Origin of the sequence: Paenibacillus sp. GCM10027627 (genome assembly GCF_042675505.1) — a bacterium.
In the GTDB taxonomy this organism is placed as follows: Bacteria; Bacillota; Bacilli; order Paenibacillales; family Paenibacillaceae; genus Pristimantibacillus.
On sequence record NZ_JBHTHB010000010.1, the window covers coordinates 52,293 to 78,331 of the forward strand.

The window sequence follows — 26,039 nt, forward strand, 5'->3', positions numbered from 1 at the left end:
AGTGCGCTCACAGAGCTCCCATTCGAACATTTAGTTGTGCCAAAAACCACTAGTGCGCTCACAGAGCTCCCATTCGGACATTTAGTTGTGCCAAAAACCACTAGCGCGCTCACAGAGCTCCCATTTGGGTCTCATTAAGTAAACGGCTTATGGGACAGCCCCATCTATCTAAAAACATTACTTTAAAATAGAAGCGACATCTAAAATACTAATGAAGTGCTACTTCAGCCATTTCTTTAAACTATTGAAGCGGCTGAAAAGAAACATTCCAAATGCCGTCATCATCTTTAATCATTTGAAAGCCTGCTTTCTCTTCCCCTACTGTTGGTTGAAACTCAATATACCCTTCGAAATCGCTAGTTTGCACGAATTCCCCTTGATCAATTCCATTAAATTGCTTGTAGATTTGTACCTTTGTTCCTCTATCGGATTCGGGAATTTGTTCGTCTTCTTCTTTTGTCCACTGTACATGACCGCTTTTATCCGTGTATAGCGCATAAGCTGCTTTATGGTTTTGGTCCCATCTGGCGAGCACATACATTTTAGCTACGCTAATCGGTTCCAAATCTTTCAGCTTCTGTTCATCCAAGTCGTTTTGAAAGCTTGCATACGCCTCATATTCATCGATAGACAATATAGCAGGTGGTATTGCATCCGAAGATACGGTGGGCATTGCAACCGAAGATGCAGTCGGCGTTGCCGTTGGAGCCTGCGTAGAGTCCACAACCTTGTTTTCCTTGCTTTGGCAGCCGCTTAGCAAAAGCAAGATCGCCGCCGATGATAAAAGAATCTTCATATTCATCTCATCCTATCTCCTTCAATGTTAGTTCAGTAAAAGGATATTAGTATTTGGATTTTTATTCCATACACCACATATTAGGAGACGAATTGTCTGACTCATAGGTTGCAAAGCCAATAAAAATAGCCAGAATCTTCCCATGACCGGATCCGCTATACAAACCCGTTCATGAAAACTGGCACGTTATCATATCCGCCAAATCTCATCCTGTCAAGAAAAAATGCGAAAAAAAGCGATCTAGCGAAGTAGCCCCCTTTTGACATTGGAAAGGGGAATGAATTTCCTAAAATAAAGAGAAATTTCGCTTTTTTTAAATATTCCGCTTTCATGTAAAATGTTGTTCAACTTAATAAAAACCTAAGAGGAGAATTGTCATGCATAGAGTGGATAAAATCAGATATACTCTTTTTTACGGTGAGGTGCCTGAAGGGCCTTATTACGGTTACATGGAGCTCGATCGGAAGGGAACCACGATTGCTCTCTACAATTCGTACGGCGAAGAAATTGACATGTATGGCGGACATGAGTTTATAAAAATTCGATCACTTGGCAAATTTAATGAGGAAGACCGCGACAACTTTTATTGTTTGCTGGAAAGCGATGGGGTCGGATAAAAAGCTTCCTATTGAGACCGCTCTATCGTTGCTGCATACAGAAACTCGCCTTGTTCAGTTTGGGATGCGCGTCTCAATCTATCAAAACATTCCATCCTTCCCTACTATAGAAAAGATTACTTGTATCCTATTTAAATATACTATTGTACCTATTGAGGATCATAAATCATTGGAATAGAATCTAGGTAAGCGCTTACTTTTATTTCCACTTCAATCTGCTTTTCCTCCTACCTTCCCTACTACCTTCCCTACTACTCTTCTGCGGTTCTGTTCGTTCTAACGATCCCTTCCTACCACTCTTTCCTTGTCTATTGTTTTTTTTCAACTTCATTTGACGACATAAACTGGCGAACTGAGAGCCTTTCATTGGGCTATCCTACCATGCCTGCGGATCACTTTTTGGAGAGGGGGTGATTGATTTCATCAGACTCTAATGGAGGTTTATTTCGCTATTTTTTCTGCCCGCTCCACAAAAACCAAATTTGAGGAGGAATCATGTATGATGATGCAGCAGCAAGCTTTTTATGAAACCAAATGGTTTAAGATGCTGGTTGCCGTTGGAGCTCTATTGCTCTTGGTCACCTTCGCTAAGTTTTTTGCTGAAAGCTCATCCGCCCATGGTTACGTACAAAATCCGCCGAGCCGCGGCTACCTGTGCAACACGACAGTGAATACCGGCTGCGGAGATGCCCGGTACAATCCGCATAACTTGGAAGCGCTCAAAGGCTGGCCTGCCGCTGGACCTGCGGACGGTCAAATCGCCAGTGCGGCCGGCAGATATCCTCTACTCGACGCTCAGACTTCAAGCCGCTGGTCCAAAGTGAGTATGACGGCCGGTCCTCGGACATTCCAATGGAGCCTATCCGCCGCTCACTCGACTGCGAGCTGGAAATATTATATAACGAAACAGAACTGGGATCCGAACGCGCCGCTCACTCGCGACCAGTTCGATCTCGTTCCATTCTGCAATATCCCTTACACCGGAAGCCCGCCGAACCCTTACTCCAGCACATGCAACGTCCCGGCCCGTACCGGATACCAAGTGATTCTTGCCGTATGGGAAGTAGCCGACACGGCCAATGCCTTCTATAATGTGATCGATGCGGACTTCGGCACTCCGCCGGAACTTATCCCTCCAACCGATCCAACGAATCTTGCGGTTACTGGATCAACAACGTCAACCATCTCTCTTTCTTGGACAGCCTCTACCGATAACGTTGCAGTAGCCGGATACGATATTTACCGCAACGGCGCCTATGTGGGCTTTGCAAATGGAACGTCCTACACGGATACGCTGCTCACCCCGAATACGTCGTACACCTACAAGGTGCGAGCTCGCGATACGTCCAGCAATGTATCCGTCAACTTCAGCAACGATGCGACGGGATCGACATTGCCGGGAAGCGTCTGTCCGCCAGATTGGGTTGCGACCGGAGTATATGTCAAAGATTCGGAAGTTGTCCTAAACGGCATTAAATATAAGGCCAAATGGTGGACGACAAATCAAAATCCAGCCACGAACAGCGGTCCGTGGGACGTTTGGATAAACCTCGGCCCATGCTAATGACCTTATACAATCTGTAGGCAACGAATCGAAAGCACCCCTTCAAGCAAACATCGGGACACGCCTCTGGCGAAAACCGCTGCACGCTTTTGGGGGTGCTTTTTGGTTTAAACTATTTTGTATTGACTCTAACGCAACGTGATCGTTCATAATCAAAACTAATGAAACGAAGGGGTGAAACATATGGAAATAATATCGTTGCGTTCTGATCACATTTATAAAAAGGTTTTGCAAGCTCCGCAAACGGAAAGGGTCGAGTTTTACCGACAAGAAATGTTAGCGCCATTTATAAAAAAGTGGGAGATTCAGCATATCCCTTTTAAAAGTGCGGAACCGGGCGGTTTTGATGCCATGACCTTAAACGATATGATGGGCATCTCCCCCGCTCAACTACATCTATTTTCAGCAGAAATAGAAGCTTTGTCATCCGACTCCTTTTGGCAGGAATGTGAAGAAGCGGTCGCCAAAAGCTTTCGTTTATTTGAAGAACATGGAGTGAATCCCCCTGTATCCCGATATTTATTTACTATTTTATTAGGAAATCCCAACAATCCCATCTTAATGATGAATGAGGGCTACACGGGGGATGGCGGTATTCCCGGCTACATCATCTGTTCCATGGTGCCAAACGAATATACAATGCCCCGAATGAAAGCGGCCTTGGCTCATGAATGCAATCATAATGTTCGCTATCAGTTTATCGAATGGGATTTTTCTGCCGTGACGCTAGGAGAATTAATCGTAAGCGAAGGGCTTGCGGAATACTATGCCACTAGTCTTTTCGGAGAGGAGCTGCTTGGTCCTTGGGTATCCAAAACAAGCGAGGATACGCTTAACAAGCAAATTAAACCTGTGCTCAAGCAGAAGCTCCAGCTTGCAGGCTTTGGTAACATTACACCGTATCTATATGGTGATGAGCTAACCCAGCTCCAAAACGGAGCTCCGGTCGGCATGCCTTATTGCGCCGGTTACGCCTGCGGATATTATTTGATTAAGTACTATCTTGAAAAAACGGGCAAAACGATCTACGAAGCAACCATCATTCCAGCCGATCTCATATTAAAAGAGGCAGAAGGATTTTGGGAGGAAGAAACGGTTACTTGCGGTTAAATAAACCCGCCCGGCAGCTTTATGAACCATAAAGCTGCCGGGCGGGCACTTTCTCCTCTAGCATCTGACGTGTTTTCGTTTGAAACCGATATCGCCTTTGTCTGCCGCCTTTTGAATCCGTTCGGAAGCGTTCAAAAATTTACTTTTTTTCTTATGGAGATCCACTTCCACCAGTCCAACCGTCTGAGCGATTTCAACCGCCTTCTCATGGAGCGGCTTATATGACGTGCCCACTGTGAAAATAAAGTTGTTCATGGAATATTTCGTTCGATCAGGAGCGTCATGAATCGTATTTTTGACCTGTTCAAGCAAGCCAGCGAGCTTAGCTTCGGAAAATTCAGCGTCGGGACGATTACCTAGCAGCCAGCAATAGCAGCTCCAGCCCGCCGACATCTTCAATTCATCTCCGCTTGCAATCCATTTGTCCGACACTTCCTGCGCAATATCCGTTTCCGCTAAAGTAACGGCCACCACGTAATCGGAAAGCATATAAAAATAAGCCTCTTTAATCCAGCGGTCAAAATCCGCTTCCGTCATCGCCTTTGGATCGGCAATGATTCCAGCAAAGTACATAGCGTCGTAATTACCTGTGGCGTAAAGCTGCTCGGCAAGCGGCTGGTTAATTTTCGTTTTTTTGAAAATAGGCTTCATCTGCCCGGTTGCAACGCCAAAAAGCGGCTCTTGAGCGCCATTAGACATATATATTTTTTTGGTTCGCTCTTTGCCTAGAGCTTCAAGCTCTTGCATCACCATATCTGCATTCATGATTGAACCCCTTCCTTTTTAAATGTGTTTTCCAAAAAGCCGATTATGTTTATTTTCTCACTCTCCGCTCCCCCTGTCCAATGAGGATACCTGGAATATTAAACCTCAATAAACAGGATAAACTTTTAAATAGGGAAACGGTTTTCACGAATCGCCCGTATATAAGCAAAAAGATCCGAGAGGAGCATTCATCCTTGATTCCCGCAGAAAGAGAACGGAAGTCTTTGATCATTTCCGCGATCATTGGCGCAGTTTTATCCATCCCCATCTTCAGCCTTCCTTACCTTCAATTTAATCTTGTAGAAAAATTCATTCTGTTTGCAGCGCTCGTCGTTGTTCCTTTAGTCGTTTTACTTTTGAGCTACGATGAAAAAAGTAACGGGCAAAAACGCCTCTACGCTGTCATAAGAATCTTCCAACTCCCCGCAGCGTACGCTGCCTTTATGTCCGTCCTTTATTGTAAAACGTGGGAAGCAAGTACGTCTGTTTCCGGAGCGTTCTCCCTAGTCTGGCTGTTTTTCACCTTGCTGCTCGGCTTATATGGAGTATCCCTAATTGCAAACCGCAAAGGGAGTGTAGCGGAAATCGCCATTGGCGCGGGGCTTATTTATTTTTTTGTGGGGGGAGTTTGGTTTGTCCTCTATCAATATCAGGTTGATTTATTTCATGCGAGTCCTGCCACGCACGGCCTAAGCTCGCTCCACTTCCATCTCTCTTCCGCAATCGTCCCGATCTTTATTGGTATGCTTGGACGGATGATGAGCAAAAAAAGCTGGTATCCTTGGGTCGTTGCCATCGATATTATTGGTCCGATCCTAATCGCTATCGGCATTATGTTCTCCAAACCCGTCGAGTACATTGGCGTAGCCTTGTTTGCTTGCAACATCGCGATTTACACAACTTATCTCCTTGCCTTCTTGAGGAGAAAGGGGCTGAGCGGATTAACCCGCAAATCAGCCGTCTTTTTTGTTATATCCAGCTTTGCCTTTTACATCATCGTTGTCCTTTCCATCTTTTATCCGCTGCTGAAAAAGGCGTACTCCCTCACCATACACGATTTTATTCCGATTTACGGATCGCTGCATGCGTTCGGATTTGTTTTATGCGGACTAATCGGATGGATATACATGTTACACTCTATTAAGAAAAACGATGGATACAAGATATAAGAAGAGCCGCTTCCCTCCATAACGCTGGAACGAATCGGTTCAATCGTACAAAAAGCCCCGGGAAACCCGGAGCTTTTTTGCATTTTAAGCGATAGTAGCGTTATCGATTCTGTTAAGAAATAACCTTGCTGCAAGAAATCGTGCTACTGTTTTAGAAACTCCGTAAGTACGGGAAGCAGCTTGTCAGGGCTCGGCATATGATCTTCGCCCGATAATACAGCATGGCTGGCATTCGGCATAGCTTGGCTTAATTGGTTTGCAACGTCGTGCAAGGAGGCCGGGCTTTCTTCACCCACTATAACTAAAGTTAAAGTGTTGACTTCTCTTGCCAACTCAATAGGCGGTGTATGACTTGCCAACTCTATGTCGTAAGCAAGAGTAGGCGCAAGCGCTACCATCGTTTTCCACTCTGGAGATGATTGCATATAAGAAATCGCTTCGTCAGGCAGACCTATTCCTTCTAAAAATAGAGTGATTGCGTCTTCATTTTGACCGTTTTCAAGCGCAGCGCACACCCGCTGCCCCAGCTCTTGAAACTCGTGCAAATCCGCTTCGTTGTTAGCATAGGCCGGGTCGTAGAGGACCAGCTTGTTCACTTTGTCGCCAAATCGCTTAGCTGCTTCAAGTGCGAGAATAGCGCCTGATGAATGTCCGTATAACACAGCCGTACCGCCCGCAGCATCAATCATCGATTCGATATCTTCCAATTCGCGTTCTACTGCATAAGGCAATGTGTTGCCACTATCTCCGCGCCCGCGCCTATCATAATTGTAGACGGTAAATTGCTGCGCAAAAACTTGAGCGTCATGCAGCACAAACTCTGATGAGCGAAAACAAGTTGCCCCCGTAATATAGATAAGCGCAGGGCCGCTTCCATAAACATCATAAACTAATGGAGTACCGTCTTTCGATTTTGTCGTTTTCATATGATTTGCCCCTTTCTTCCGTTCATACTATTTAAGACGAACGAAGGGCTCAGAAATCATCGGTCCAACCTCATAATAGTCGGCAAACGGAATGAATCAAATAATTTAGCATCAATAAAGTGATGGATATGCGCAATCCTTTCCTCTTGAATCTCAAGGATATGAATAGCCCATGGCTCCAAAATGCCATCTTCCCCGGCAGGCATATACTGTGCAAAAGCGGGGCAATTTCCGTTAGCTCGTACAGGAATGAGTCTTGATCCCATACAATGACTGCCGGTTGCCCGATAAAATGAAGCAATATCCATCTTCCCTCGTAACCACATGGTGAACGGCGGCATCGATAGGCTTGCGCATTCTTTGAACAGTGCCAGTAGTGCATGGATATCATATTGTTCAAATGCTTTTACATAACTGGCAAGCAGCCGTTCATCTACATCGTCATCTATTTTTCGCAGAGTGTCAGATTTAAGCTGTGTTTGCTTAATCGTTGCACGCGCCCGCTGCAAAGCGCTGTTGACCGCTGCTGTCGACATATCTAATGCCTCAGCCGTTTCCTTTGCCGACCATTGGAAAACATCGTTCAGGATAATAACCGCACGCTGCTTAGGCGGTAAAGCTTGCAGGATCGCGATAAACGACAATCGGATAGATTCCCTGCCCATTGTGATAACGGCCGGATCGGCCGCTAAATCAGGGAAAGGCCCAATCCATGCCGATGGCTCAAAAGTTTCTTTAGGCTCTATTACCGTAATAGCCGGATCTGACAAATCCATCGGGAGCGCTCGGCGTTTAGCTTGGCGGAGTTTGTCCAAACAAACATTGGTGGCTACGCGATAAATCCATGATTTTAGCGAGGCTTGATTCTGGACGTGGTGCCCTCCCTGCCAGACGCGCACCAAAGTATCCTGTACCGCATCTTCCGCCTCGGCGAAAACTCCAAGCATTCTGTAGCAGTATCCTGTCAGCTCGCCGCGCATGTCCTCCGCCATTTTCAGCTCTTTATCGGATTGGGTCATTTCCACTCTCCCTTCTTGTCCCACTCTTTTAAAATATCCGCAGCGAACTTGGAGCGCTTTATCCATCAAAAAACCGCCACCGATGCCCATTACCATACCAATTCTATTGGTAAATTCTATATTTAATGGTACCATATTTCGCAATGGATATTGACGTTTTTTGTCGATTCTCATTTTTATTGAACTTATATAAAAGGCTGTATCCGATAGCCGATTCATTTTCTGAGCTTTTGGATAAGTTATTTATGAATGAATAAAATGTATTCCGAACTCGCTAAAATAGCGGGTTCTTTTATTATCCAAGTTTTACTGTGAACGATTTCATAAATGCGCTTGCAAAATGATTTCAATGCATTATAATACTTGTATACAAGTATACTTGAAGGAAGAAGGTGAGTAGATGACCGAACCGCGGGACTTTTTATATCCCTCCAAGTGGCTTTCCAAAGCCTCCGCTGGTGATCGTGTGGCCTATGAGCTTAGAATGCGAATTATTTCCGGCCTGATTGAAAGCGGTACCATGCTTTCAGAAAATAAACTGGCTGCCGATTTTGCCGTAAGCCGCTCTCCCATTCGCGAAGCGCTTAAAATATTGGCCTCCGAAAACATTATTCGTCTAGAAAGAATGGGCGCTGTTGTTATAGGGCTGTCGGACAAGGAAATCAAGGAAATTTACGATGTCCGTTTGTTAATCGAGACGTTTGTATTCGAACGGCTTGCCAAAATGGATACCGCTGGGCTGGCAAATGAACTGAGCAAAATACTTGAAATGATGAAAATTTCCATTAAATATAACGATGCCGATGAGTTTTCCTATCAGGATGTCCTTTTTCACGAAACGATTATTCGCGCCGTTAACCATTCCTACATCCTGCTCATTTGGAATAATTTAAAACCTGTAATGGAAAGCTTCATACTATTATCGATGCGCATGCGCTCGAGAGAAAAGATGGACGACTTTGCGAGGATTATCCAAAATCACGAGCTGTATATCGAAGCCATCAAAACGAAAGATCGGAACTTGATGATCAAGTCCCTTCATGACAATTTTGACGACGTTCAGGATACGGTCGAAGACCTGTGGAAATCTCAACAAATGCTTTCAGAGAAGTAAGGAGTCGTGCAATCAAATGAATAACTATATGCTTGCTGTAGATATTGGAACGACAAGCACAAAAGCGGTTTTATTCAGCGAAAAAGGCGAAGTCATCGGGCAGCAAAATATAGGGTACCCGCTTCATACACCGGATATTTCAACAGCCGAACAAGATCCGGAGCAAATTTTCCAAACCGTGCTGCAAGCGGTCTCGAATATTATGAAACAGCATTCGGACAAAAAGCTAATGTTCATCTCCTTTAGCAGCGCTATGCATAGCGTCATAGCAATGGATGGGGACGGCATGCCTCTGACGCCTTGTATCACTTGGGCAGACAACCGCAGCGAAGCATGGGCGCATAAAATTAAAGCTGAATTAAACGGCCATGAAATTTATATGCGCACGGGTACGCCTATTCACCCTATGTCGCCCTTGTCCAAAATTGCTTGGATCGTCAATGACAGACCCGAAATTGCATCCAAAACGAAAAAGTATATCGGGATTAAAGAGTATATTTTCAAAAAGCTGTTTAACCGGTATGCCGTCGATCATTCGCTCGCTTCAGCTATGGGCATGATGAATCTCCATACGCTGGATTGGGATGAAGAAGCTTTGACCGTTGCGGGCATTACGCCTAACGAGCTGTCAGAGCTGGTACCGACTACGGAGCTGTTTACCGGCTGCGATCCCGATTTTGCCAAGGCAATGGGCATCGATCCGCAAACGCCGTTTGTCATTGGAGCAAGCGACGGAGTTCTTTCCAATCTTGGCGTCAATGCGATCCGCAAAGGCGAAGTGGCTATTACAATCGGGACAAGCGGCGCCATTCGCACCATTATCGACAAGCCGCAAACAGACAAAAAGGGAAGAACGTTCTGTTATGCGCTAACCGAAAATCATTGGGTGATCGGCGGCCCGGTCAACAACGGCGGGATCATTTTCCGTTGGATTAGGGATGAGCTTGCTTCATCGGAAGTCGAGACGGCCAAAAGGCTCGGCGTTGATCCATACGAGGTATTAACGAAAATTGTGGAACGTGTGCGGCCGGGATCGGACGGATTGTTGTTCCATCCTTATCTCTCCGGCGAACGCGCGCCGCTTTGGAACCCAGATGTGCGCGGCTCCTTCTTTGGACTTACCTTGTCCCATAAAAAAGAGCATATGATTCGCGCAGCGCTGGAAGGGGTTATGTATAACCTATACACCGTTTTCTTAGCTCTCATCGAATGTATGGACGGGCCGGTGACACGTATTCAAGCGACTGGCGGCTTTGCCAGATCGGATGTTTGGCGGCAAATGATGTCCGATATTTTCGAATCTGAAGTCGTCGTTCCAGAAAGCTATGAAAGCTCTTGCTTAGGCGCCTGCATTCTCGGCCTGTATGCGACCGGAAGGATTGAATCGTTTGATGTCGTCTCCGAAATGGTCGGCTCGACCGTGAAGCATACGCCTAACGAAGAAGCGGCTAAAGAATACAGCAAACTGCTGCCTATCTTTATTAGTCTAGCTAGAGCTCTCGAAGAGGAATATACGCATATTGCCCAGTACCAAAGAAGTTTGATTCAACCTTCAACTAGATAAAAACAACAAGGGGAAATGACAATGCCATTAGTAATAGTAGCAATCGGGATATTAGCCTTATTGATTTTGATCATGGGCTTCAAATTAAACACTTTTATTTCCTTGATCATTGTATCGTTCGGCGTTGCGCTTGCGCTTGGCATGCCGCTGGACGAAATCGTCAAAACGATTGAAGCCGGACTAGGCGGAACGCTCGGTCACTTAGCGCTTATCTTCGGTCTTGGCGCGATGCTCGGCAAGCTGATTGCCGATTCGGGCGGCGCACAACGAATTGCAATGACGCTCGTCCACAAGTTTGGCGAAAAAAATATTCAATGGGCGGTTGTTGCCGCTTCGTTTATTATCGGTGTCGCTCTCTTCTTCGAAGTCGGATTAGTATTGCTCATTCCTATCGTATTTGCCATCTCTAGAGAGCTGAAGGTTTCGATTCTTTATCTAGGTATCCCGATGGCTGCGGCGTTGTCCGTTACACACGGCTTCCTGCCTCCTCACCCGGGTCCAACCGTTATTGCAGGCGAGTTTGGCGCGGACATTGGCGAAGTATTGCTGTACGGCTTTATTATTGCTATTCCAACTGTACTGCTCGCTGGGCCTATCTTTACAAAGTTTGCTAAAAAGATCGTACCTGATTCCTTTACAAAAACGGGCAATATCGCATCTTTGGGCGAGCAAAAGCAATTTAAACTAGAAGATACGCCGGGCTTCGGCATAAGTGTTTTCACCGCTATGCTTCCTGTTATCTTGATGTCGATCGCAACGATCATTACTTTGGTTCAAAAAACAATGGGATTTGAAGACAACAGCTTACTGGCCGCCATTCGTTTTATTGGCGATGCCTCCACGTCTATGCTCATTTCCTTGCTTATTGCGGTTTACACGATGGGTATTGCCAGAAAAATTCCGATCAAAACGATTATGGAGTCTTGTACGACAGCCATTACTCATATCGGAATGATGCTTCTCATTATCGGGGGCGGCGGCGCGTTCAAACAAGTTTTGATTAATGGCGGCGTTGGCGATTACGTAGCCGAATTGTTTAACGGAACTTCGCTTTCACCGATTTTGCTCGCTTGGATGATTGCAGCGATCTTGCGTATTTCGCTTGGCTCCGCTACAGTTGCCGCTTTGACAACGGCAGGTTTGGTTATTCCTTTGCTGGGGCAAACGGACGTGAACCTCGCCCTCGTCGTTCTTGCAACAGGCGCAGGCAGCGTTATCGCGTCGCATGTCAACGATGCCGGCTTCTGGATGTTTAAAGAATATTTTGGCCTGAGCATGAAAGAAACGTTTGCAACATGGACTTTGCTGGAAACCGTCGTTTCCGTTGCCGGTCTAGGATTTGTCCTATTGCTTAGCTTAGTAGTATAATTTCATAATATTTGAGCAGCATCCCCCACTTATAGACACTTGTTTTTCAGAGTCTATAAGTGAGGGTTTTACTGTTTATTAATCTTCATTAAAAAAGGAGTACTACAACATGATGAACACAATTGGCGTTATTGGACTTGGAGTAATGGGCAGCAACATCGCATTAAATATGGCGAATAAGGGCGAGCGGGTCGCCGTTTATAACTATACAAGGGATTTAACCGATAAATTAATGGATAAGGTAGACGGGCAGTCCCTCTCCCCTTTCTACGACGTAGAATCGTTTGTGCAATCGTTGGAAGTTCCAAGAAAAGTGTTTGTCATGGTGACTGCGGGCAAAGCCATTGATTCGGTCATCGCTTCCTTGACTCCTCATCTGGAAGCTGGCGATGTGATTATGGACGGCGGCAATTCCCATTACGAGGATACGCAGCTCAGATATGAAGAGCTGAAGATGCGTGGAATCGGATATTTGGGCATCGGCATTTCCGGCGGCGAGGTTGGCGCACTAACGGGTCCTTCCATTATGCCGGGCGGAGACAGAGACGTTTATGAGAAGGCAGCTCCTATTCTGACCAAAATAGCGGCTCAAGTGAACGGAGATCCATGCTGCACTTATATGGGGCCACGGGGCTCCGGGCATTTTGTGAAAATGGTTCATAACGGAATCGAATATGCGGATATGCAATTAATCGCAGAAGCTTACCTGTTCCTGAGAAAACGTTTGGGGCTGACTGTTGAAGAAATTGCCGACATCTTCGAAACGTGGAATGCGGGCGAGCTGCAAAGTTATTTGATCGAGATTACAGCCGACATTTTGCGGAAAAAGGATGACATCACCGGCCTGCCGCTCATCGATGTCATTTTGGACAAAACGGGACAAAAGGGCACAGGAAAATGGACGAGCCTGCAAGCGATCGACAACGGCATTCCGTCCTCTATTATTACGGAGTCGCTGTTCGCCCGTTATATTTCCGCTTTAAAAGAAGAGCGTCTTCATGCGGATAGCATCTTGTCCGGTCCGGAGACGGAACAGCTTGAGCTGGATAAAGAAACGTGGATTGAATACGTAAGACAAGCGTTATATATGGGCAAAATTTGCGCTTACACACAAGGATTTACGCAATATAAAATGTCGTCCGAGCTTAACGGCTGGGATTTGCCGCTTCAAGATATCGCCCTCATTTTCCGTGGCGGCTGTATCATTCGCGCTCAATTCCTTAACGTCATTAGCGATACGTACGGGGCTCAGCCGGACCTAGCTAATTTGCTCGTCGCGCCGTATTTTGCAGACAAGGTTAAGCAATATCAAACGGGAATGCGCAAAGTCGTCGGCGATGGCATCATGACCGGAATCGCGCTTCCATGCTTAAGCTCCTCCATCGCTTATTACGACAGCTATAGAACGGGCCATTCCAACGCTAACCTTCTACAAGCTCAGCGCGATTACTTCGGCGCCCACACTTATGAGCGGACGGATATGCCGGGGTCGTTCCATACGAACTGGCAATAATCGAATCTAGATTTGACTATAAAACAGAGGACCGTATCCAGGAGATGCGGTCCTTTTTTAAAGGATGAGAGAACGATGTACACAATCAGCAGATTTTCTCAGCTTTGCAAAATGAGCCCCCGTATGCTGCGCCACTACGATCAAGAACGGCTTCTGAAGCCCATGCATGTCGATGGCTCTAACGGGTATAGATATTACGACAAAACCCAATTGGAGACGGCCCTGCTCATTAAGAAATTGCGAGATTTCCGGTTTTCGTTGCCGGAGATTAGAACGATCCTTGAAACGAGTGACGGTAAATCAACATCAAACGAAGAGCACCTGAGCGATTGGATGCACTGTAAAATACGGGAACTGTCAGGTGAAATGAGCCAGTATAAAGGGATCATTGCGGAGATGCAGGGGATCATCGATCAAAAAGCGGTTTCGCTGCCCCGAGAAACAAGAGCGTACGATATTTTATGCGGAATGAGGAATGAAGTATCCGTTATTCGCCAGCGGGTGCAAATGAACATTGCCGGCATGGACAAATACGTCGATTCATTGTACGAAGCTGCGGAGAAAAGCCAGTTGGCGCTGCTTGGCGCTCCCTCCGCTATTTTTTGGGATGAGGAATTTAACGCCGACTGTTGCGATGTTGAATTAATGCTGCCTATCGCGCTTAGCGGTTATGCTGTGGAGGAAAGCGACATTCATCGTCTGCCCAAACAGCTTATCGCCGCTGCTTTGCATATCGGAACCTACGACTATATCGGATACGCGCATATAGCGCTCGAAGAGTGGATAGTCTATAACGGTTACGAGTTCGACGGCCCTCCATACGAGACTTATTTAAAAGGCCCGGAAAGCGAATGCTCCCCGGAGGAATATGTAACGCAGGTTTGTTTTCCTATCGTAAAAAAATGACGGTATTTAGTCCTTGACCTTCACATAATGTCAACGTTTATTCTACTTCCATAGCAAGCATGTTAATCCGCACAAGGGGAAATGCTCAAATGAAAAAACGAATGGCATTATGTTTAGGAGGGCTACTTATGACCGGAGCTTTAACAGGAGCGTTGACCGGCTGTACACAAAGCAATGCTCAACAAAATCGAGGACAAACCAATCAATCAGAAGTAAGTCAAGTTTCGGCGAGCCCATCCAAGGTAAGTCGGACCACGAACCAACAAATCGTCGGCAAATACACGATGCCCGAAGAAAAAAGCGAGCATGAGGGCACATGGCTCATATGGCCGCATAATTACACTTATGGTGAAGGCACCAAAGAAAATCTCGAAACGATTTGGATAGAGATGGCGTCGGCTCTAAGCAAAGGGGAAAACGTTCATATTATCGCTTATGATAAACATGAACAGGATTATATTTACGATCTTCTATATGATGAAGGTTTAGATATGGCTAAATTCGACTTCTACCTCATCCCTACTGACGATGTATGGGCTAGAGATACTGCTCCCCTTTTTGTATACGATAAAAATAATGATTTGAAGCTAATGGACTGGGGCTTTAACGGCTGGGGCAAAAAAACGGCTTATAAAAAAGACGCCGCGCTTGCAAAACATATGAGCAAAGAGCTCGGCATGGACAGAATCGATCTGAATGGGATTGTTCTTGAAGGAGGAGCCTTCGAGCTGGATGGCAACGGTACTTTTGCCTCTACGCGCAGCGCCGTCACAAACAAGAACAGAAACCCCAAAAATTCAGAAGCCGCTATTGAAAAGGTGATAGCAGAAAACCTTGGCGTCTCGAACTTCATCTGGCTGGACGGCGTGCCGGGGCTCGACATTACCGACTTTCATATTGATGGGTTCGTGAAATTTTATGATCCGTCTACTATCGTGACCATGAACAAAGCCGATTTGAAGGAATGGGGCGTCACCAACAAGGACGTTAAAACGTTGATGAATGCCAAAAATGTGTCGGGCAAGCCTTATAAATACGTGAACTTGCCGATTACGAAAAGCAACGTTGTTCTGGACAGCGGCGAGGATTTGGGATACAGAGGTTCATACATCAACTATTATGTTGGGAATGACGTTGTTCTCGTACCCAACTATTACGATCCACAAGATCAAAAGGCGAATGACATTATTCAGAAATTGTATCCAGACCGCGAAGTCATTGGCATTGATGTCAGAGAGCTTTATAAAGACGGCGGCATGATTCATTGCGTTACTCAGCAGCAGCCTATTCGTTTAAAGTGAACCTATTAAAAACCGCTCCTCGTCCAAATGGCGTCAGCACTTCCATTTGGACAAGGGGCGGTTTCTTTTGTGGAGTCAGGTCTAGAAGCAATTCACAGCTATTTGCGGATATTGATACATATTTACACTACAAATACGCTATGTTATCTCCTTTGCACTGCGAATCGCAAAACCGTCTTTAGCTTCGCCGCTTCTGTCTTGCGCGGATCTGATAAATAGATTTCCCGATGTGTTTTGTCAGAACGGGCATATCCTTGCTCCTCGCAAAAGGCTTCCATCTTCGCAAAGCTTTCCGGCTCGCTGTCGAAGCTTCCGATATGCATCGCTTGGCAGCATAAGCCATCCTTTATACTGCTAAAGACGGCCTTTTCGAGGTACGGATTAGACTTTTTCTTTGTCGTCTGTTCGACAAACTTTAGAAATAATTGTTTTGTCAAAAAGTCCGGTTGGCGAATCATCATCGTATATTTCAAATTGCTTTTGTCCGTTGACGGCTTCGAATAATCGATTAAATCCCAAATCCCCTCAAGCGGGAAAACCGTATATTCATAATACCCGACAGGTACATTGGCGCTTTTATAGGACATTTTTACCGCATAACTTAAGCTGTATAAAGCCTCAGTTGCAAGGGAGAACTCCTCCCCATTGGGATCACCTTGCCCGCTAACCGCGATAAACGGCATTTCAGGAATTTCAATGATGCCGGGTGTCGTAGTGGGCACATAAAGGGACTTAAAATCTTTTTTGTATTCGATTTTTTTGCTCATCGCCGCTTCCTCCTTAACCTTTTGACATGAGCATATCATGAGCAATAGGACAACAGTATGTCATGTTACTTTGCTGCCGCATTATTCAATCTTCCCTTTAAGCTTGGCAAGCTTTAGTTTTGTATTCAAATCCACCTGCAAAGCTGCCAGCACCTCATGGGTCGGTTTTCCTTTACGCATCTCGTCGATTGCCGCCTGTAATCCGTAATTAAGATCCTTCTTGAAGCTCTCTCCTTAAATTCTCCAATTTGAACCTTACATCTAGCTCCAATACTGATTTCAGTGTTGAAGTTTCAGCCGCTCTCTTGTAGACTTTCAATCAAGAAGCAAGCCATTCCTGAAACAAGGAGAATGAGTGATGAGCTGGAGCATGCGCCTTACGATTTCCTATTCGCCCGTCTATGAATTTCTAGTAAGCCTCCACACGTACATTTGCCGAAAATCGCATAAAAAAATAGACCTGTCGGTCTCATGGGCAGCTGAGCTGCAAAAGAAGCTAACTCCGGAGCTGGAACACAACCTTCAGCAAATAAAAATAGACGATGAATGGAAATCGACTTTTCTACTGGTGCATCTTAGTCCGCAAAGGAACTCTCTTCCCCAATTTCTTGCTTGGCTTGAACAAATGAGCGGAGCAGCGTTAAAACATTTGTTTGCCGAATACAGCCATCCCTTCCCGGCCGATATTGACGATTTCCTTACTCGGACAGTGAGAGCGTTCAAGGGGTGGTATGAACAATACTATCAATTTGTTGATCCTTCCATAGATGAAGCGCTTATTCACGAAGCGGCTGCAAGAACGTCGGCTTTGGATGTGATGCCAGCCGAACTGTTGATGGACGAGACAACGAACGGGCTTGTTTTTGGAGCGGTTACGGAAGCCAGTCGTTTGCTGCTTGTTCCGCAATATCATTTTCAACCGCTAAACATCATTTATCAATTTGACGATCTTATCGTTTGCCATTATAACGCACGCATCTACCTAGGTGACGACACGCTCATCCCTACTCCCGATCTCCGCTTGATTCGCAGCCTTGGGGAGAGAAGCCGCCTAAAGATATTGCGTTACCTAGAGTCGGGACCCCGTACATTCATTGAAATTGTGCGGCACCTGAAATTGTCCAAAGGAATTACTCACGACCATGTGTCTAATCTGCGGAAGGCGGGTTTGCTGTACGCCCATTTTGAAGGGGAGACTCTGGTCGAATACAGCATTCGCAAAAAGGCTCTTTATCAGGTGCAAGACAAGCTGCTTAGCTACATTGAGCAAACCGAGGCAACTAGCTGTTCTACAAACCACTAGACCTGCTCAAACCCGATGATCCAGGCTTTTAGTTATTTCACAAACCACTAGACCTGCTCGACCCCGACGATTCGGGCTTTTAGTTGTGCCACAAACCACTAGGCCTACTCAAACCAACCAATTCGAGCGTTTAGTTGTTCCACTAACCACTAGTCTTCACCATATCCAAGTTACTCTACAGCCTAAAAAGCCCAGTAAGGGCTTTTTTCATTTTTCAATATTTTGGATAAGCTAGCACAAATATTTTACGGTTCTCTATTTACAGAACCGATTCCAGTCCCTATAATGAGCTTACTGACGTATATATCACACTATTCTAATCGGAATAAGTTGATTTATTGGATTTGCTTTTGAGCCGTCCACGGCAAACGGCAACAAGAGCTTTTTCCACATATACGGAGTAGTATGATTTACTCGTCCATTATCTCAATTAACATTCGAAATTATGGGAGGGTTTTTCATGAAAAGAAAATTCAAACCGCTTTTGCTCGCCATTTTTGCCGGAACATTACTGCTTGCGGCTTGCTCGAACAGCAATACTACCGCTCCGAAATCGTCGCAGCCAGCCGAATCGGCCACTGCTTCTCCAGGCGCCTCATCCTCACCCTCAGTTGACCCCTTACAAGGAGCCGATCTCACCAAGCTTCCCGATGCCGCAAAAAAACGAACCGATACTCTTATTGTAGGATTGACCGATCCCTCTGGAGCGTTTACACCTTATTTCCATCAATCCGGGTATGATGGCAACGTGTCCTCCCTTTTGTTCGCATCGTTAATTACGGTAGACGAGTCCGGTTTGCCTGTTCCCCATCTTGCCGAAAAATACGAAGTTTCCGCCGATCAGCTTACATATACGTTCACCCTTCGCAAAGACTCAAAATTCAGCGACGGCTCCCCGCTTACGGCGGACGATATCGCCTTTACTTGGACTCTTCTGCATGACAAAGCCTATGACGGCGACGAGGACATTATCCGCGAGGCTAATATTAAAGGCGGTCAGGCATACAAAGACGGTAAAGCAGCCGCCATCGAAGGCATTAAAATTATTGATCCGCAGACGATTTCCGTCACGCTGGAGAAACCGATCGCAACCGCTATATTCACCCTCGGCTCAAAAATTCTTTCCAAAGCCTATTATGGAAAAGACTACAAGTTCGGCAATCTGGATTATATCAAAAACCTTCATGCCGCCCCTCTAGGAAATGGCCCCTATAAGCTGGAGAAGTTTATTCCCGGCCAAGAGGTACGGTTTACGGCCAACGAGCATTATTTTAAGGGCGCACCAAACATAAAAAATTTCATTTACAAAACATCCGATGGCGACTCCTTCCAGTTTGTTGAGACGGGAGAAATCGATTTTGCCGGCTTTACCGCCACTCAGGAAAATATCGATAAGCTGAAAAGCTTGCCTTTCTTAAAGCTGCTTCCTTACACTCCTAGCACTTACGGGTACATTCAGCTTAATTTGGAAAAGGAGCATTTGAAGGACAAAAAGGTGCGCCAAGCGCTTGTGTACGGACTTGACCGCCAAAGCATTTATGTCGACTCCACCCAAGGAGCCAATTCCATCGCCAACATCCCTTCCTCCCCCATTTCTTGGTCGTATACGGAGGATGGCATCAACAAATACGAATTCGATTTAGAAAAAGCGAAAACGCTGCTTGACGAGGCTGGCTGGACGGTCGGCAAAGACGGTATCCGGGAGAAAGACGGCCAATCGTTAAAATTCCACTATCTAGGTTCAAAAAGCGCTCAAACGGATACTTTCATCGCCGTTGTGCAAGAACATTTTAAAACGCTCGGCATCGACTTCCAGCCTGAAGTATTCGCCGACTTCAACGCCCTAATCTCAAAGGTCGAAAGCGGCGACTATGACGCGGCCTCCTTCTCTACGCCAATGCTCACCGACCCGTCGGATGGTTTGTCCAGCTTCATTAATGGCGAAATAAAAGGCTACGACAATCCGAAAGTGAAGGAGCTGTATACCAAAGCACTGGAAACAACCGTTATTGATGAGCGCAAAGCGATTTATAAAGAGCTTTATCAATTGCTGAACGATGAGCTTCCGGTTATTTTTACAAATTACAGAAAAACGATATACGCCTACAACGGCCGAATTGAAAACTTATCGGTCAGCCCTTTCCGAGGAATCACGGTTAGCCTGCCTGATTGGAAGTTGTCTGAACTGAAATAATCTCATCAGCCGCTTATTTTTCTTCTGCCTGTCCGCACCCTGCCGGGCGGGCAGAAGCAATAAGGAGGAGCGTCCTATCAGCACTTACCTCATTAAAAGATTATCTTATATCGTCATCATCATGTTTGCGGCATCGTTTCTTATTTTCAGCCTATATGCTCTGACTCCGGGCGACTTCATTACCGGCAATATTAAGTTGAGCCCCGAGCGCAAAGCGGAGCTTCGGGAAATTTACGGCTTAAACAAACCGCTTCTGGAACGTTATTGGATATGGCTAAAAAATGCGCTGCAAGGCGACTTCGGCTATTCCATGCAGCAGCAAAAGCCGGTGCTCAAGCTGTTTAACGATTATATTTGGAACTCTTTTTTGCTTGCGGCCGTTTCGACCTTTTTGACTTGGTTTATCGCCGTTGTCATTGGAGTGATCGCCGCTTATCGGCAATATTCCTGGTTCGATACGCTTATGATGGTATTTATTTTTGCGGCCATGTCGATTCCGTCGTTTTTTATCGGGCTGTTTTTTATTAAAATTTTTGCCGTCGATCTGCACTTGCTGCCGCCAGGAGGCATGATTTCGACCGGAAGCAACGCGACCGGACTAGCTTATTACAGGGATGTCATCGACCACATGATCTTGCCTGTTCTAGTTATGACTTTGCTTGGACTCGGCTCTCTTACCCGGTATATTCGCAGCAACATGATCGATGTCATTCGCCAAGACTATATCCGAACCGCTCGCGCCAAAGGGCTGACCGAACGCAAAATTTTGTTCACTCATGCGCTTCGCAATGCTCTTCTTCCGGCGATTACGCTTGTCGGTTTCGAGCTTCCCGCCTTGTTCGGAGGATCGCTGATCATTGAACAAATTTTCAACTGGCCCGGTATTGGCCAGCTTTATATGGAATCGTTCACTGTGCGGGACTATCCGCTGTTAATGGGCTTTACAATTTTCATCGCCATTTTGACCGTAATCGGCACGCTGCTCTCCGACATCCTGTACCGCTATGCCGATCCTCGCATAAGGCTGCAATAAGCCTCTGCTTCCGATGCAAGTTTTGTTGCGGGGTTTTTCAAGCAGTATGGCTCCACAAAACTTAAGCACATGCTTCCGATGCAAGTTTTGTTACGCGGTTTTTCAAGCAGTAGCGCTTCACAAAACTTAAGCACATGCTTCCGATGCAAGTTTTGTTGCGGGGTTATTTCAAGCAGTAGCGCTTCACAAAACTTTTAAGGAGTGTTCATTCATGTATGCGAACGAAGGGGTTGTTGAAGCCCGCAAGAAGGTGATGCTCAAGGAGGAAAAGTCGTCGCTATGGAAGCAGTCGTTACGAGGATTGCTCAAAAATAAGCTCGCAGTAGCCGGCTTCGTCTTCATGCTGATGATGTTCTTCGCCTGCTTCATCGGTCCGCTCTTCTCCCCTTACGCTGACAATAAAATCAATATGGCCGATATGAAGCAAGCGCCATCGAGTGAACATTGGCTGGGGACAGACTCTCTCGGTCGGGACGTGTTAACGAGAGTCCTTCAAGCAGGCCGCATTTCGCTCACGGTCGGACTCGCTTCTATGGCTCTTTCCGTTGCGATAGGCGCCGCGCTTGGCGCCGTTGCTGGATATTATCGAGGCATAGCGGATCAAATCATTATGCGCCTTGCGGACTTGCTGCTGACGATTCCGGGTCTCCCGCTGCTGTTTATTTTCGGCGCGCTGTTGTCGGAATGGAAGATACCTACAGACTACCGAATGTACATCGTTATGCTGATGCTAAGCGTGGTCGGCTGGCCGGGCATAGCGCGAATGGTTCGGAGCCAGATATTAAGTCTGAGAGAAAGAGAGTTTATGCAAGCAACGGTAGTTCTCGGACTGCGGGACCGCCGCAAGCTGTTCGGACATATGCTGCCGAATGTTACGCCCCTGTTGATTGTCATTTCCACACTCAGCATCGGCGGCGCCATTCTAAGCGAATCCGTTCTTAGCTTCTTTGGCCTTGGCGTGATGGCTCCGACTCCGACGTGGGGCAATATGATTGATGCCGCTAACAACATTATTGATTACGAGCAGCATCCTTGGCTTTGGATCCCGCCGGGATTATGCATTTTTACAACCGTAATTGCGATTAATCTTTTTGGAGACGGACTGCGAGACGTGCTTGATCCCAGAATAAACAGGTAGGTGACCAACGATGAACAACGTGATCGAAATTGACCGTCTCAGCACCCATTTCCACACCCCAAAAGGGGTCGTCAAAGCGGTTGACGAGGTCAGCTTGAGAGTCCGCGAAGGCGAAACGGTTTGTATTGTCGGTGAATCCGGCTGTGGCAAAAGCGTCACCGCCATGTCCATTATCGGTCTTGTTGAGGAGCCGGTCGGAAAAGTGACAGGAGACGCGATCCGTTTCGATGGACTTGATTTGCTGAAGGAAAGCAGAAGCTTACTCCGATCCATTAGGGGAAATGAAATTTCGATGATTTTTCAAGAGCCGATGTCCTCACTAAACCCAGTCCTAAAAATTGGCGAGCAATTAATGGAGCCCCTTATCCTTCATAAAAAAATGAGAAAAAAAGAAGCCCGCGCAGCCGCCCTTTCGCTCCTTGAACGAGTAGGCATCCCGCGAGCCGAGCACATCGCCGAGATGTATCCGCACCAGCTTAGCGGCGGCATGCTTCAGCGGGTCATGATTGCCATCGCCATTGGTTGCGAGCCCAAGCTGCTGATCGCCGATGAGCCGACAACCGCTCTTGATGTGACGATTCAAGCCCAGATTCTCGATATGCTTCGCTCCATCAAAGAAGAAACCAATATGTCGATTTTGATGATTACCCACGATCTGGGAGTCGTTGCGGAAATGGCGGATTACGTCATTGTGATGTACGCGGGGAAAATTGTGGAGGAAGGCGAGGTAGTCGAGTTATTTAATAACCCTAAACACCCCTATACGATCGGGCTGCTTCGGTCCAAGCCAATTATAAACCAGCGGCAGGAAGAGCTTTATTCCATCCCCGGTCAGGTACCAAACCCGCTCGAATTAAAGGAATCCTGCTACTTCCATGATCGTTGCGATCGCTGCATGTCGATTTGCCGGACACAGCAGCCCTCTCTCCAAGCCGAGGGAGATCGGCATCTGGTTGCCTGCTGGCTGTATGAGGAGGTTGGCATTTATGGCTAGCCCCTCCCCTTTGCTTGAAGTAAAAAACTTAAAGACCTACTTTCCCGTACATAAGGGTCTTCTCAATCGAACCGTCGGCTATATTAAAGCTGTGGACGATATCAGCATCACGATCAAAGCGGGTGAAGCATTCGGCCTGGTCGGGGAATCCGGAAGCGGCAAAAGCACAGTTGGCCGTACGATTGTAAAGCTGAATGACAAGACGGAAGGCGAAGTCCGATTCAAAGGGGTGGATTTGCATACCCTCTCAGCCGAAGACATGCGCAAGCTTAGACCGAGCTTGCAGCTTATTTTTCAGGACCCGTATAGTTCGCTCAACCCTCGTTTAAGAATTGCGGATGCGATCGGCGAAGCGCTGATTGACCATCACCTGGCGCCGCAAGAGGAGATTCGGGATTGTGTCGAGCAGGCTCTAGAGGCATGCGGACTTCCTTCCTATCACGCCGATCGTTTCCCTCATGAGTTTTCCGGGGGACAGCGACAGCGAGTCGGCATCGCCCGCGCGCTAGCGCTAAACCCGGAGCTTATTATTGCCGATGAGCCGGTGTCCGCACTCGATGTCTCCATCCAAGCACAAATCATCAATCTTTTCAAACGCTTGCAAGAAACAAAAGGACTTTCTTATTTATTCATTTCACACGATCTTAGCGTCGTCGAGCATTTGTGCAGCCGAATCGGCGTTATGTATTTAGGTTCAATAGCTGAAACCGCGCCAAGAGACGAGCTGTTCAAAAACCCGCTTCATCCTTATACGAAAGCGCTTTTGTCTGCTGTCCCCATTCCGATTCCGAAGCTGAAACGTGAACGAATTGTGTTAAAAGGAGATATCCCTAGCCCCTTCAATCCGCCAACCGGCTGCACCTTTCATACAAGATGCCCGTTTGCGACAGACATTTGCCGCGAGCTGCGACCGGCCCTTCGGGAAGTCGGCGGCGATCACTTTGTCGCTTGCCATTTGGTTTAAGGCCAGATGTGCCCTCATATGTAAAAGACCCGCTCAAGGTTATGCGTGCCTGGAGCTGGTCTTTTTTGATCCCCGGATAAAATAGTAGCTGCTCCTTAAATTTCTTTAATGCTCCTTATTGCCCATCCTTATTGCCCTTCCCTTAATAGGTGTTCAATTCCGTTCTTTCTTAACATGAGTTTTAGCGGTCGTAGGTCGCCAATTGATGATTCGAATCAACTGATCCTGCATGTAGGCAGGCGTATATTGGAAGCCGCTTTCAATCCAATGGAACACAAGTCCCATTAGAGCATGAATGCTATAAACCATCAGCAGCTCGCGATTAATGGAATCCGTCTCCTGCTCCAATTCCTCGCTGGACAACTTCTTAATGGTCGTAAACATTTTTTCCTTGATCAACGGCAGCACCTCGCTATGAAATAACGTTGTGTACACCGACGCGCGGTCGTGGATATGTTCAAAAATTTTAACTGAGTTCGCCGACAATTCATCCACCCGAAACACATCCACATCGCCATAAGGCGCCCGGAACGACTCCACCAGCTCGTCAATCAGCTCCGAGATAACATCATCAAGAAGCGCTTCTTTGTTTTCGTAATGGGTGTAAAAGGTTCCTCTGTTATAGTTGGCCCGCTCCACGATTTCCGTAATGGAGATTGCCGAAAAGCTTTTTTCCGACATAAGCGTCAATAGAGATTCCTTTAAAGCCAGCTTGCTGCGCACAATACGCCGATCTTCCTTCATAACCTGCTTCCTTCCACAAAAAAGTAATCAACAAACGTTCGCTAATTGTCTAATATCGAACAAGCGAAGATGTTTTATATATTGAGGCTGTCCCGCTGTTATATTATATTGATCTTAACACCTGTATATTATTATACAAGTGTTGAATTCCGCCTCATTTGCGCATAGCCGCAATCCATCTTGGATCATACTACCTTTTTAGAGGAGGACTTACACATGAAATTAAATGGAAAAGTAGCCGTCATTACAGGCGCAGCATCTGGTATGGGCAAAGCGACAGCGCTGCTGTTCGCATCGGAAGGCGCAAAGGTGGTTGTATCCGACCTGTCCGTCGACAACGCTAATGTTGTTGTTCAAGAGATTGAAGCGGGGGGCGGCAGCGCTATCGCCGTCGCAGCAAACGTAGCCAAAGAAGAAGATGTGCAAAAGCTTATCGATACAGCCGTACAAACTTACGGCACGCTTGATATTTTAGTCAACAACGCCGGCATTATGGACAACTTCGTTCCAGCGGCCGATCTGACCGACGAGTTGTGGGAGCGTGTTTTCGCCGTTAATACAACAGGCCCGATGCGTGCAATTCGCAAAGCTCTACCGATCTTTACGGAGAAGAAAAGCGGCGTCATTGTAAACATCGCTTCCGCGGGCGGCTTGTTCGGCTCCAGAGCCGGAGCGGCTTATACCGCTGCCAAACATGCCGTTGTCGGCCTGACGAAAAACGTCGGCTTCCAATACGCTTCGCAAGGCGTTCGCTGCAACGCGATCGCACCGGGCGGCGTGGCGACGAACATCGGCACCTCCATTAACGCTCCGAACCCGTATGGCATGGAGCAAGCGATGAAGGGCATGGGCATCAACCCTCGCACAGGCGAGCCGGAAGAAATCGCCAAAGTCGCGCTGTTCCTCGCTTCCGACGATTCCAGCTTCGTCAACGGCACGGTTGTGACGGCGGATGCCGGTTGGACGGCATATTAACAGGCGGTCTAATGATCGCTAGTTGCTTTAACAATTGTGGAGCAGAAACCTTTGCAAAGTTGGCTTAATAAAAAAGCCGGAAGGCCGTCGCAAGACGTGGAACTGACCCCATAGTGTGAGACAAATCAAAACACCTTCAAGAAAATGCCGAGACATCGTAAGATGTGGAGGACAACTTTGGAGGTGTTTTTGTTT

23 protein-coding genes are annotated in these 26,039 nt (G+C 46.7%); 17 read left to right on the plus strand and 6 right to left on the minus strand.

Annotated features, from left to right (window positions below; genetic code table 11):
* Positions 1–241 precede the first annotated feature (241 nt).
* Positions 242–802 carry an RNA polymerase subunit sigma gene (locus tag ACFQZE_RS23390; RefSeq protein ID WP_379361676.1) on the minus strand — a complete coding sequence of 187 codons (561 nt, stop codon included), beginning with the start codon at positions 800–802 and terminating at the stop codon, positions 242–244.
* 371 nt (positions 803–1,173) lie between these two features.
* Between ACFQZE_RS23390 and ACFQZE_RS23395 the strand changes: the two genes are divergently transcribed.
* The 3 genes from ACFQZE_RS23395 (at position 1,174) to ACFQZE_RS23405 (ending at position 4,087) form a co-directional block, all read left to right on the plus strand.
* On the plus strand, positions 1,174–1,413 hold the full coding sequence (locus ACFQZE_RS23395; RefSeq protein WP_379361678.1) for a hypothetical protein: 240 nt from the start codon (positions 1,174–1,176) through the stop codon (positions 1,411–1,413).
* Positions 1,414–1,912: 499 nt separating this feature from the next.
* A complete protein-coding gene (locus tag ACFQZE_RS23400; RefSeq protein WP_379361680.1) occupies positions 1,913–2,977 on the plus strand; it encodes a lytic polysaccharide monooxygenase in 1,065 nt (354 codons plus the stop codon).
* A gap of 183 nt (positions 2,978–3,160) precedes the next feature.
* Positions 3,161–4,087, plus strand: a complete 927-nt coding sequence (locus ACFQZE_RS23405) for a DUF2268 domain-containing putative Zn-dependent protease (RefSeq protein ID WP_379361682.1) — start codon at positions 3,161–3,163, stop codon at positions 4,085–4,087.
* A 57-nt stretch (positions 4,088–4,144) separates the two neighbouring features.
* Here ACFQZE_RS23405 and ACFQZE_RS23410 read toward each other — a convergent pair whose 3' ends face one another.
* The gene (locus ACFQZE_RS23410) at positions 4,145–4,852 is read right to left on the minus strand and encodes a DNA alkylation repair protein (protein ID WP_379361684.1); all 708 of its coding nucleotides are present in this window, start codon (positions 4,850–4,852) and stop codon (positions 4,145–4,147) included.
* A gap of 194 nt (positions 4,853–5,046) precedes the next feature.
* Between ACFQZE_RS23410 and ACFQZE_RS23415 the strand changes: the two genes are divergently transcribed.
* On the plus strand, positions 5,047–6,021 hold the full coding sequence (locus tag ACFQZE_RS23415; RefSeq protein WP_379361686.1) for a YndJ family transporter: 975 nt from the start codon (positions 5,047–5,049) through the stop codon (positions 6,019–6,021).
* Between the two features lie 143 nt (positions 6,022–6,164).
* Here ACFQZE_RS23415 and ACFQZE_RS23420 read toward each other — a convergent pair whose 3' ends face one another.
* Both ACFQZE_RS23420 and ACFQZE_RS23425 read right to left on the minus strand, forming a co-directional pair.
* Complete coding sequence (locus ACFQZE_RS23420; protein ID WP_379361688.1) at positions 6,165–6,947, minus strand: alpha/beta fold hydrolase; 783 nt, start codon at positions 6,945–6,947, stop codon at positions 6,165–6,167.
* Positions 6,948–7,003: 56 nt separating this feature from the next.
* Positions 7,004–8,032, minus strand: coding sequence for a sigma-70 family RNA polymerase sigma factor (locus tag ACFQZE_RS23425; protein ID WP_379361690.1), 1,029 nt, complete (start codon positions 8,030–8,032; stop codon positions 7,004–7,006).
* A 334-nt stretch (positions 8,033–8,366) separates the two neighbouring features.
* Here ACFQZE_RS23425 and ACFQZE_RS23430 point away from each other — a divergent pair, with 334 nt between their 5' ends.
* The 6 genes from ACFQZE_RS23430 (at position 8,367) to ACFQZE_RS23455 (ending at position 15,732) form a co-directional block, all read left to right on the plus strand.
* Positions 8,367–9,080: a GntR family transcriptional regulator gene (locus ACFQZE_RS23430; protein WP_379361692.1), complete on the plus strand. Its 714-nt coding sequence runs from the start codon at positions 8,367–8,369 to the stop codon at positions 9,078–9,080.
* Between the two features lie 16 nt (positions 9,081–9,096).
* Positions 9,097–10,644, plus strand: coding sequence for a gluconokinase (gntK, locus tag ACFQZE_RS23435; protein ID WP_379361694.1), 1,548 nt, complete (start codon positions 9,097–9,099; stop codon positions 10,642–10,644).
* Between the two features lie 21 nt (positions 10,645–10,665).
* Positions 10,666–12,012, plus strand: coding sequence for a GntP family permease (locus ACFQZE_RS23440; RefSeq protein ID WP_379361696.1), 1,347 nt, complete (start codon positions 10,666–10,668; stop codon positions 12,010–12,012).
* A gap of 109 nt (positions 12,013–12,121) precedes the next feature.
* Positions 12,122–13,525 carry a decarboxylating NADP(+)-dependent phosphogluconate dehydrogenase gene (gene gnd / locus ACFQZE_RS23445; RefSeq protein ID WP_379361698.1) on the plus strand — a complete coding sequence of 468 codons (1,404 nt, stop codon included), beginning with the start codon at positions 12,122–12,124 and terminating at the stop codon, positions 13,523–13,525.
* 75 nt (positions 13,526–13,600) lie between these two features.
* On the plus strand, positions 13,601–14,431 hold the full coding sequence (locus ACFQZE_RS23450; RefSeq protein ID WP_379361700.1) for a MerR family transcriptional regulator: 831 nt from the start codon (positions 13,601–13,603) through the stop codon (positions 14,429–14,431).
* Between the two features lie 89 nt (positions 14,432–14,520).
* Complete coding sequence (locus ACFQZE_RS23455; RefSeq protein ID WP_379361702.1) at positions 14,521–15,732, plus strand: agmatine deiminase family protein; 1,212 nt, start codon at positions 14,521–14,523, stop codon at positions 15,730–15,732.
* 143 nt (positions 15,733–15,875) lie between these two features.
* Here ACFQZE_RS23455 and ACFQZE_RS23460 read toward each other — a convergent pair whose 3' ends face one another.
* Complete coding sequence (locus ACFQZE_RS23460; RefSeq protein WP_379361704.1) at positions 15,876–16,499, minus strand: GyrI-like domain-containing protein; 624 nt, start codon at positions 16,497–16,499, stop codon at positions 15,876–15,878.
* Positions 16,500–16,857: 358 nt separating this feature from the next.
* On the opposite strand from ACFQZE_RS23460, the gene ACFQZE_RS23465 reads away from it, so the two are divergent.
* The 6 genes from ACFQZE_RS23465 (at position 16,858) to ACFQZE_RS23490 (ending at position 24,125) form a co-directional block, all read left to right on the plus strand.
* Positions 16,858–17,802, plus strand: a complete 945-nt coding sequence (locus ACFQZE_RS23465; protein WP_379361706.1) for an ArsR family transcriptional regulator — start codon at positions 16,858–16,860, stop codon at positions 17,800–17,802.
* 460 nt (positions 17,803–18,262) lie between these two features.
* Positions 18,263–19,996 (plus strand): ABC transporter substrate-binding protein, encoded by a 1,734-nt coding sequence (locus ACFQZE_RS23470; RefSeq protein WP_379361708.1) that lies wholly within the window; start codon positions 18,263–18,265, stop codon positions 19,994–19,996.
* 76 nt (positions 19,997–20,072) lie between these two features.
* Positions 20,073–21,029 carry an ABC transporter permease gene (locus tag ACFQZE_RS23475; RefSeq protein WP_379361725.1) on the plus strand — a complete coding sequence of 319 codons (957 nt, stop codon included), beginning with the start codon at positions 20,073–20,075 and terminating at the stop codon, positions 21,027–21,029.
* Between the two features lie 211 nt (positions 21,030–21,240).
* Positions 21,241–22,167, plus strand: coding sequence for an oligopeptide ABC transporter permease (gene opp4C / locus ACFQZE_RS23480; protein ID WP_379361710.1), 927 nt, complete (start codon positions 21,241–21,243; stop codon positions 22,165–22,167).
* A gap of 10 nt (positions 22,168–22,177) precedes the next feature.
* On the plus strand, positions 22,178–23,161 hold the full coding sequence (locus ACFQZE_RS23485) for an ABC transporter ATP-binding protein (RefSeq protein ID WP_379361712.1): 984 nt from the start codon (positions 22,178–22,180) through the stop codon (positions 23,159–23,161).
* On the plus strand, positions 23,154–24,125 hold the full coding sequence (locus ACFQZE_RS23490) for an ABC transporter ATP-binding protein (RefSeq protein WP_379361714.1): 972 nt from the start codon (positions 23,154–23,156) through the stop codon (positions 24,123–24,125). Before ACFQZE_RS23485 ends, ACFQZE_RS23490 begins: the two co-directional genes overlap by 8 nt.
* 153 nt (positions 24,126–24,278) lie before the next feature.
* Here ACFQZE_RS23490 and ACFQZE_RS23495 read toward each other — a convergent pair whose 3' ends face one another.
* On the minus strand, positions 24,279–24,869 hold the full coding sequence (locus tag ACFQZE_RS23495) for a TetR/AcrR family transcriptional regulator (RefSeq protein WP_379361717.1): 591 nt from the start codon (positions 24,867–24,869) through the stop codon (positions 24,279–24,281).
* 216 nt (positions 24,870–25,085) lie between these two features.
* Between ACFQZE_RS23495 and ACFQZE_RS23500 the strand changes: the two genes are divergently transcribed.
* On the plus strand, positions 25,086–25,844 hold the full coding sequence (locus ACFQZE_RS23500) for an SDR family oxidoreductase (protein ID WP_379361719.1): 759 nt from the start codon (positions 25,086–25,088) through the stop codon (positions 25,842–25,844).
* Positions 25,845–26,039 lie beyond the last annotated feature (195 nt).

Excerpts from the sequence above, each read along its gene's own strand:
- ACFQZE_RS23390 (WP_379361676.1), bottom strand. The coding sequence starts at position 802 with ATGAATATGAAGATTCTTTTATCATCGGCGGCGATCTTGCTTTTGCTA.
- gntK (WP_379361694.1), top strand. The coding sequence starts at position 9,097 with ATGAATAACTATATGCTTGCTGTAGATATTGGAACGACAAGCACAAAA.
- ACFQZE_RS23395 (WP_379361678.1), top strand. The coding sequence starts at position 1,174 with ATGCATAGAGTGGATAAAATCAGATATACTCTTTTTTACGGTGAGGTG.
- ACFQZE_RS23485 (WP_379361712.1), top strand. The coding sequence starts at position 22,178 with ATGAACAACGTGATCGAAATTGACCGTCTCAGCACCCATTTCCACACC.
- ACFQZE_RS23420 (WP_379361688.1), bottom strand. The coding sequence starts at position 6,947 with ATGAAAACGACAAAATCGAAAGACGGTACTCCATTAGTTTATGATGTT.
- ACFQZE_RS23455 (WP_379361702.1), top strand. The coding sequence starts at position 14,521 with ATGAAAAAACGAATGGCATTATGTTTAGGAGGGCTACTTATGACCGGA.
- ACFQZE_RS23405 (WP_379361682.1), top strand. The coding sequence starts at position 3,161 with ATGGAAATAATATCGTTGCGTTCTGATCACATTTATAAAAAGGTTTTG.
- ACFQZE_RS23410 (WP_379361684.1), bottom strand. The coding sequence starts at position 4,852 with ATGAATGCAGATATGGTGATGCAAGAGCTTGAAGCTCTAGGCAAAGAG.
- ACFQZE_RS23400 (WP_379361680.1), top strand. The coding sequence starts at position 1,913 with ATGATGATGCAGCAGCAAGCTTTTTATGAAACCAAATGGTTTAAGATG.
- ACFQZE_RS23495 (WP_379361717.1), bottom strand. The coding sequence starts at position 24,869 with ATGAAGGAAGATCGGCGTATTGTGCGCAGCAAGCTGGCTTTAAAGGAA.
- gnd (WP_379361698.1), top strand. The coding sequence starts at position 12,122 with ATGATGAACACAATTGGCGTTATTGGACTTGGAGTAATGGGCAGCAAC.
- ACFQZE_RS23460 (WP_379361704.1), bottom strand. The coding sequence starts at position 16,499 with ATGAGCAAAAAAATCGAATACAAAAAAGATTTTAAGTCCCTTTATGTG.
- ACFQZE_RS23490 (WP_379361714.1), top strand. The coding sequence starts at position 23,154 with ATGGCTAGCCCCTCCCCTTTGCTTGAAGTAAAAAACTTAAAGACCTAC.
- ACFQZE_RS23465 (WP_379361706.1), top strand. The coding sequence starts at position 16,858 with ATGAGCTGGAGCATGCGCCTTACGATTTCCTATTCGCCCGTCTATGAA.
- ACFQZE_RS23430 (WP_379361692.1), top strand. The coding sequence starts at position 8,367 with ATGACCGAACCGCGGGACTTTTTATATCCCTCCAAGTGGCTTTCCAAA.
- ACFQZE_RS23500 (WP_379361719.1), top strand. The coding sequence starts at position 25,086 with ATGAAATTAAATGGAAAAGTAGCCGTCATTACAGGCGCAGCATCTGGT.
- ACFQZE_RS23425 (WP_379361690.1), bottom strand. The coding sequence starts at position 8,032 with ATGGATAAAGCGCTCCAAGTTCGCTGCGGATATTTTAAAAGAGTGGGA.
- ACFQZE_RS23450 (WP_379361700.1), top strand. The coding sequence starts at position 13,601 with ATGTACACAATCAGCAGATTTTCTCAGCTTTGCAAAATGAGCCCCCGT.
- ACFQZE_RS23440 (WP_379361696.1), top strand. The coding sequence starts at position 10,666 with ATGCCATTAGTAATAGTAGCAATCGGGATATTAGCCTTATTGATTTTG.
- opp4C (WP_379361710.1), top strand. The coding sequence starts at position 21,241 with ATGTATGCGAACGAAGGGGTTGTTGAAGCCCGCAAGAAGGTGATGCTC.
- ACFQZE_RS23470 (WP_379361708.1), top strand. The coding sequence starts at position 18,263 with ATGAAAAGAAAATTCAAACCGCTTTTGCTCGCCATTTTTGCCGGAACA.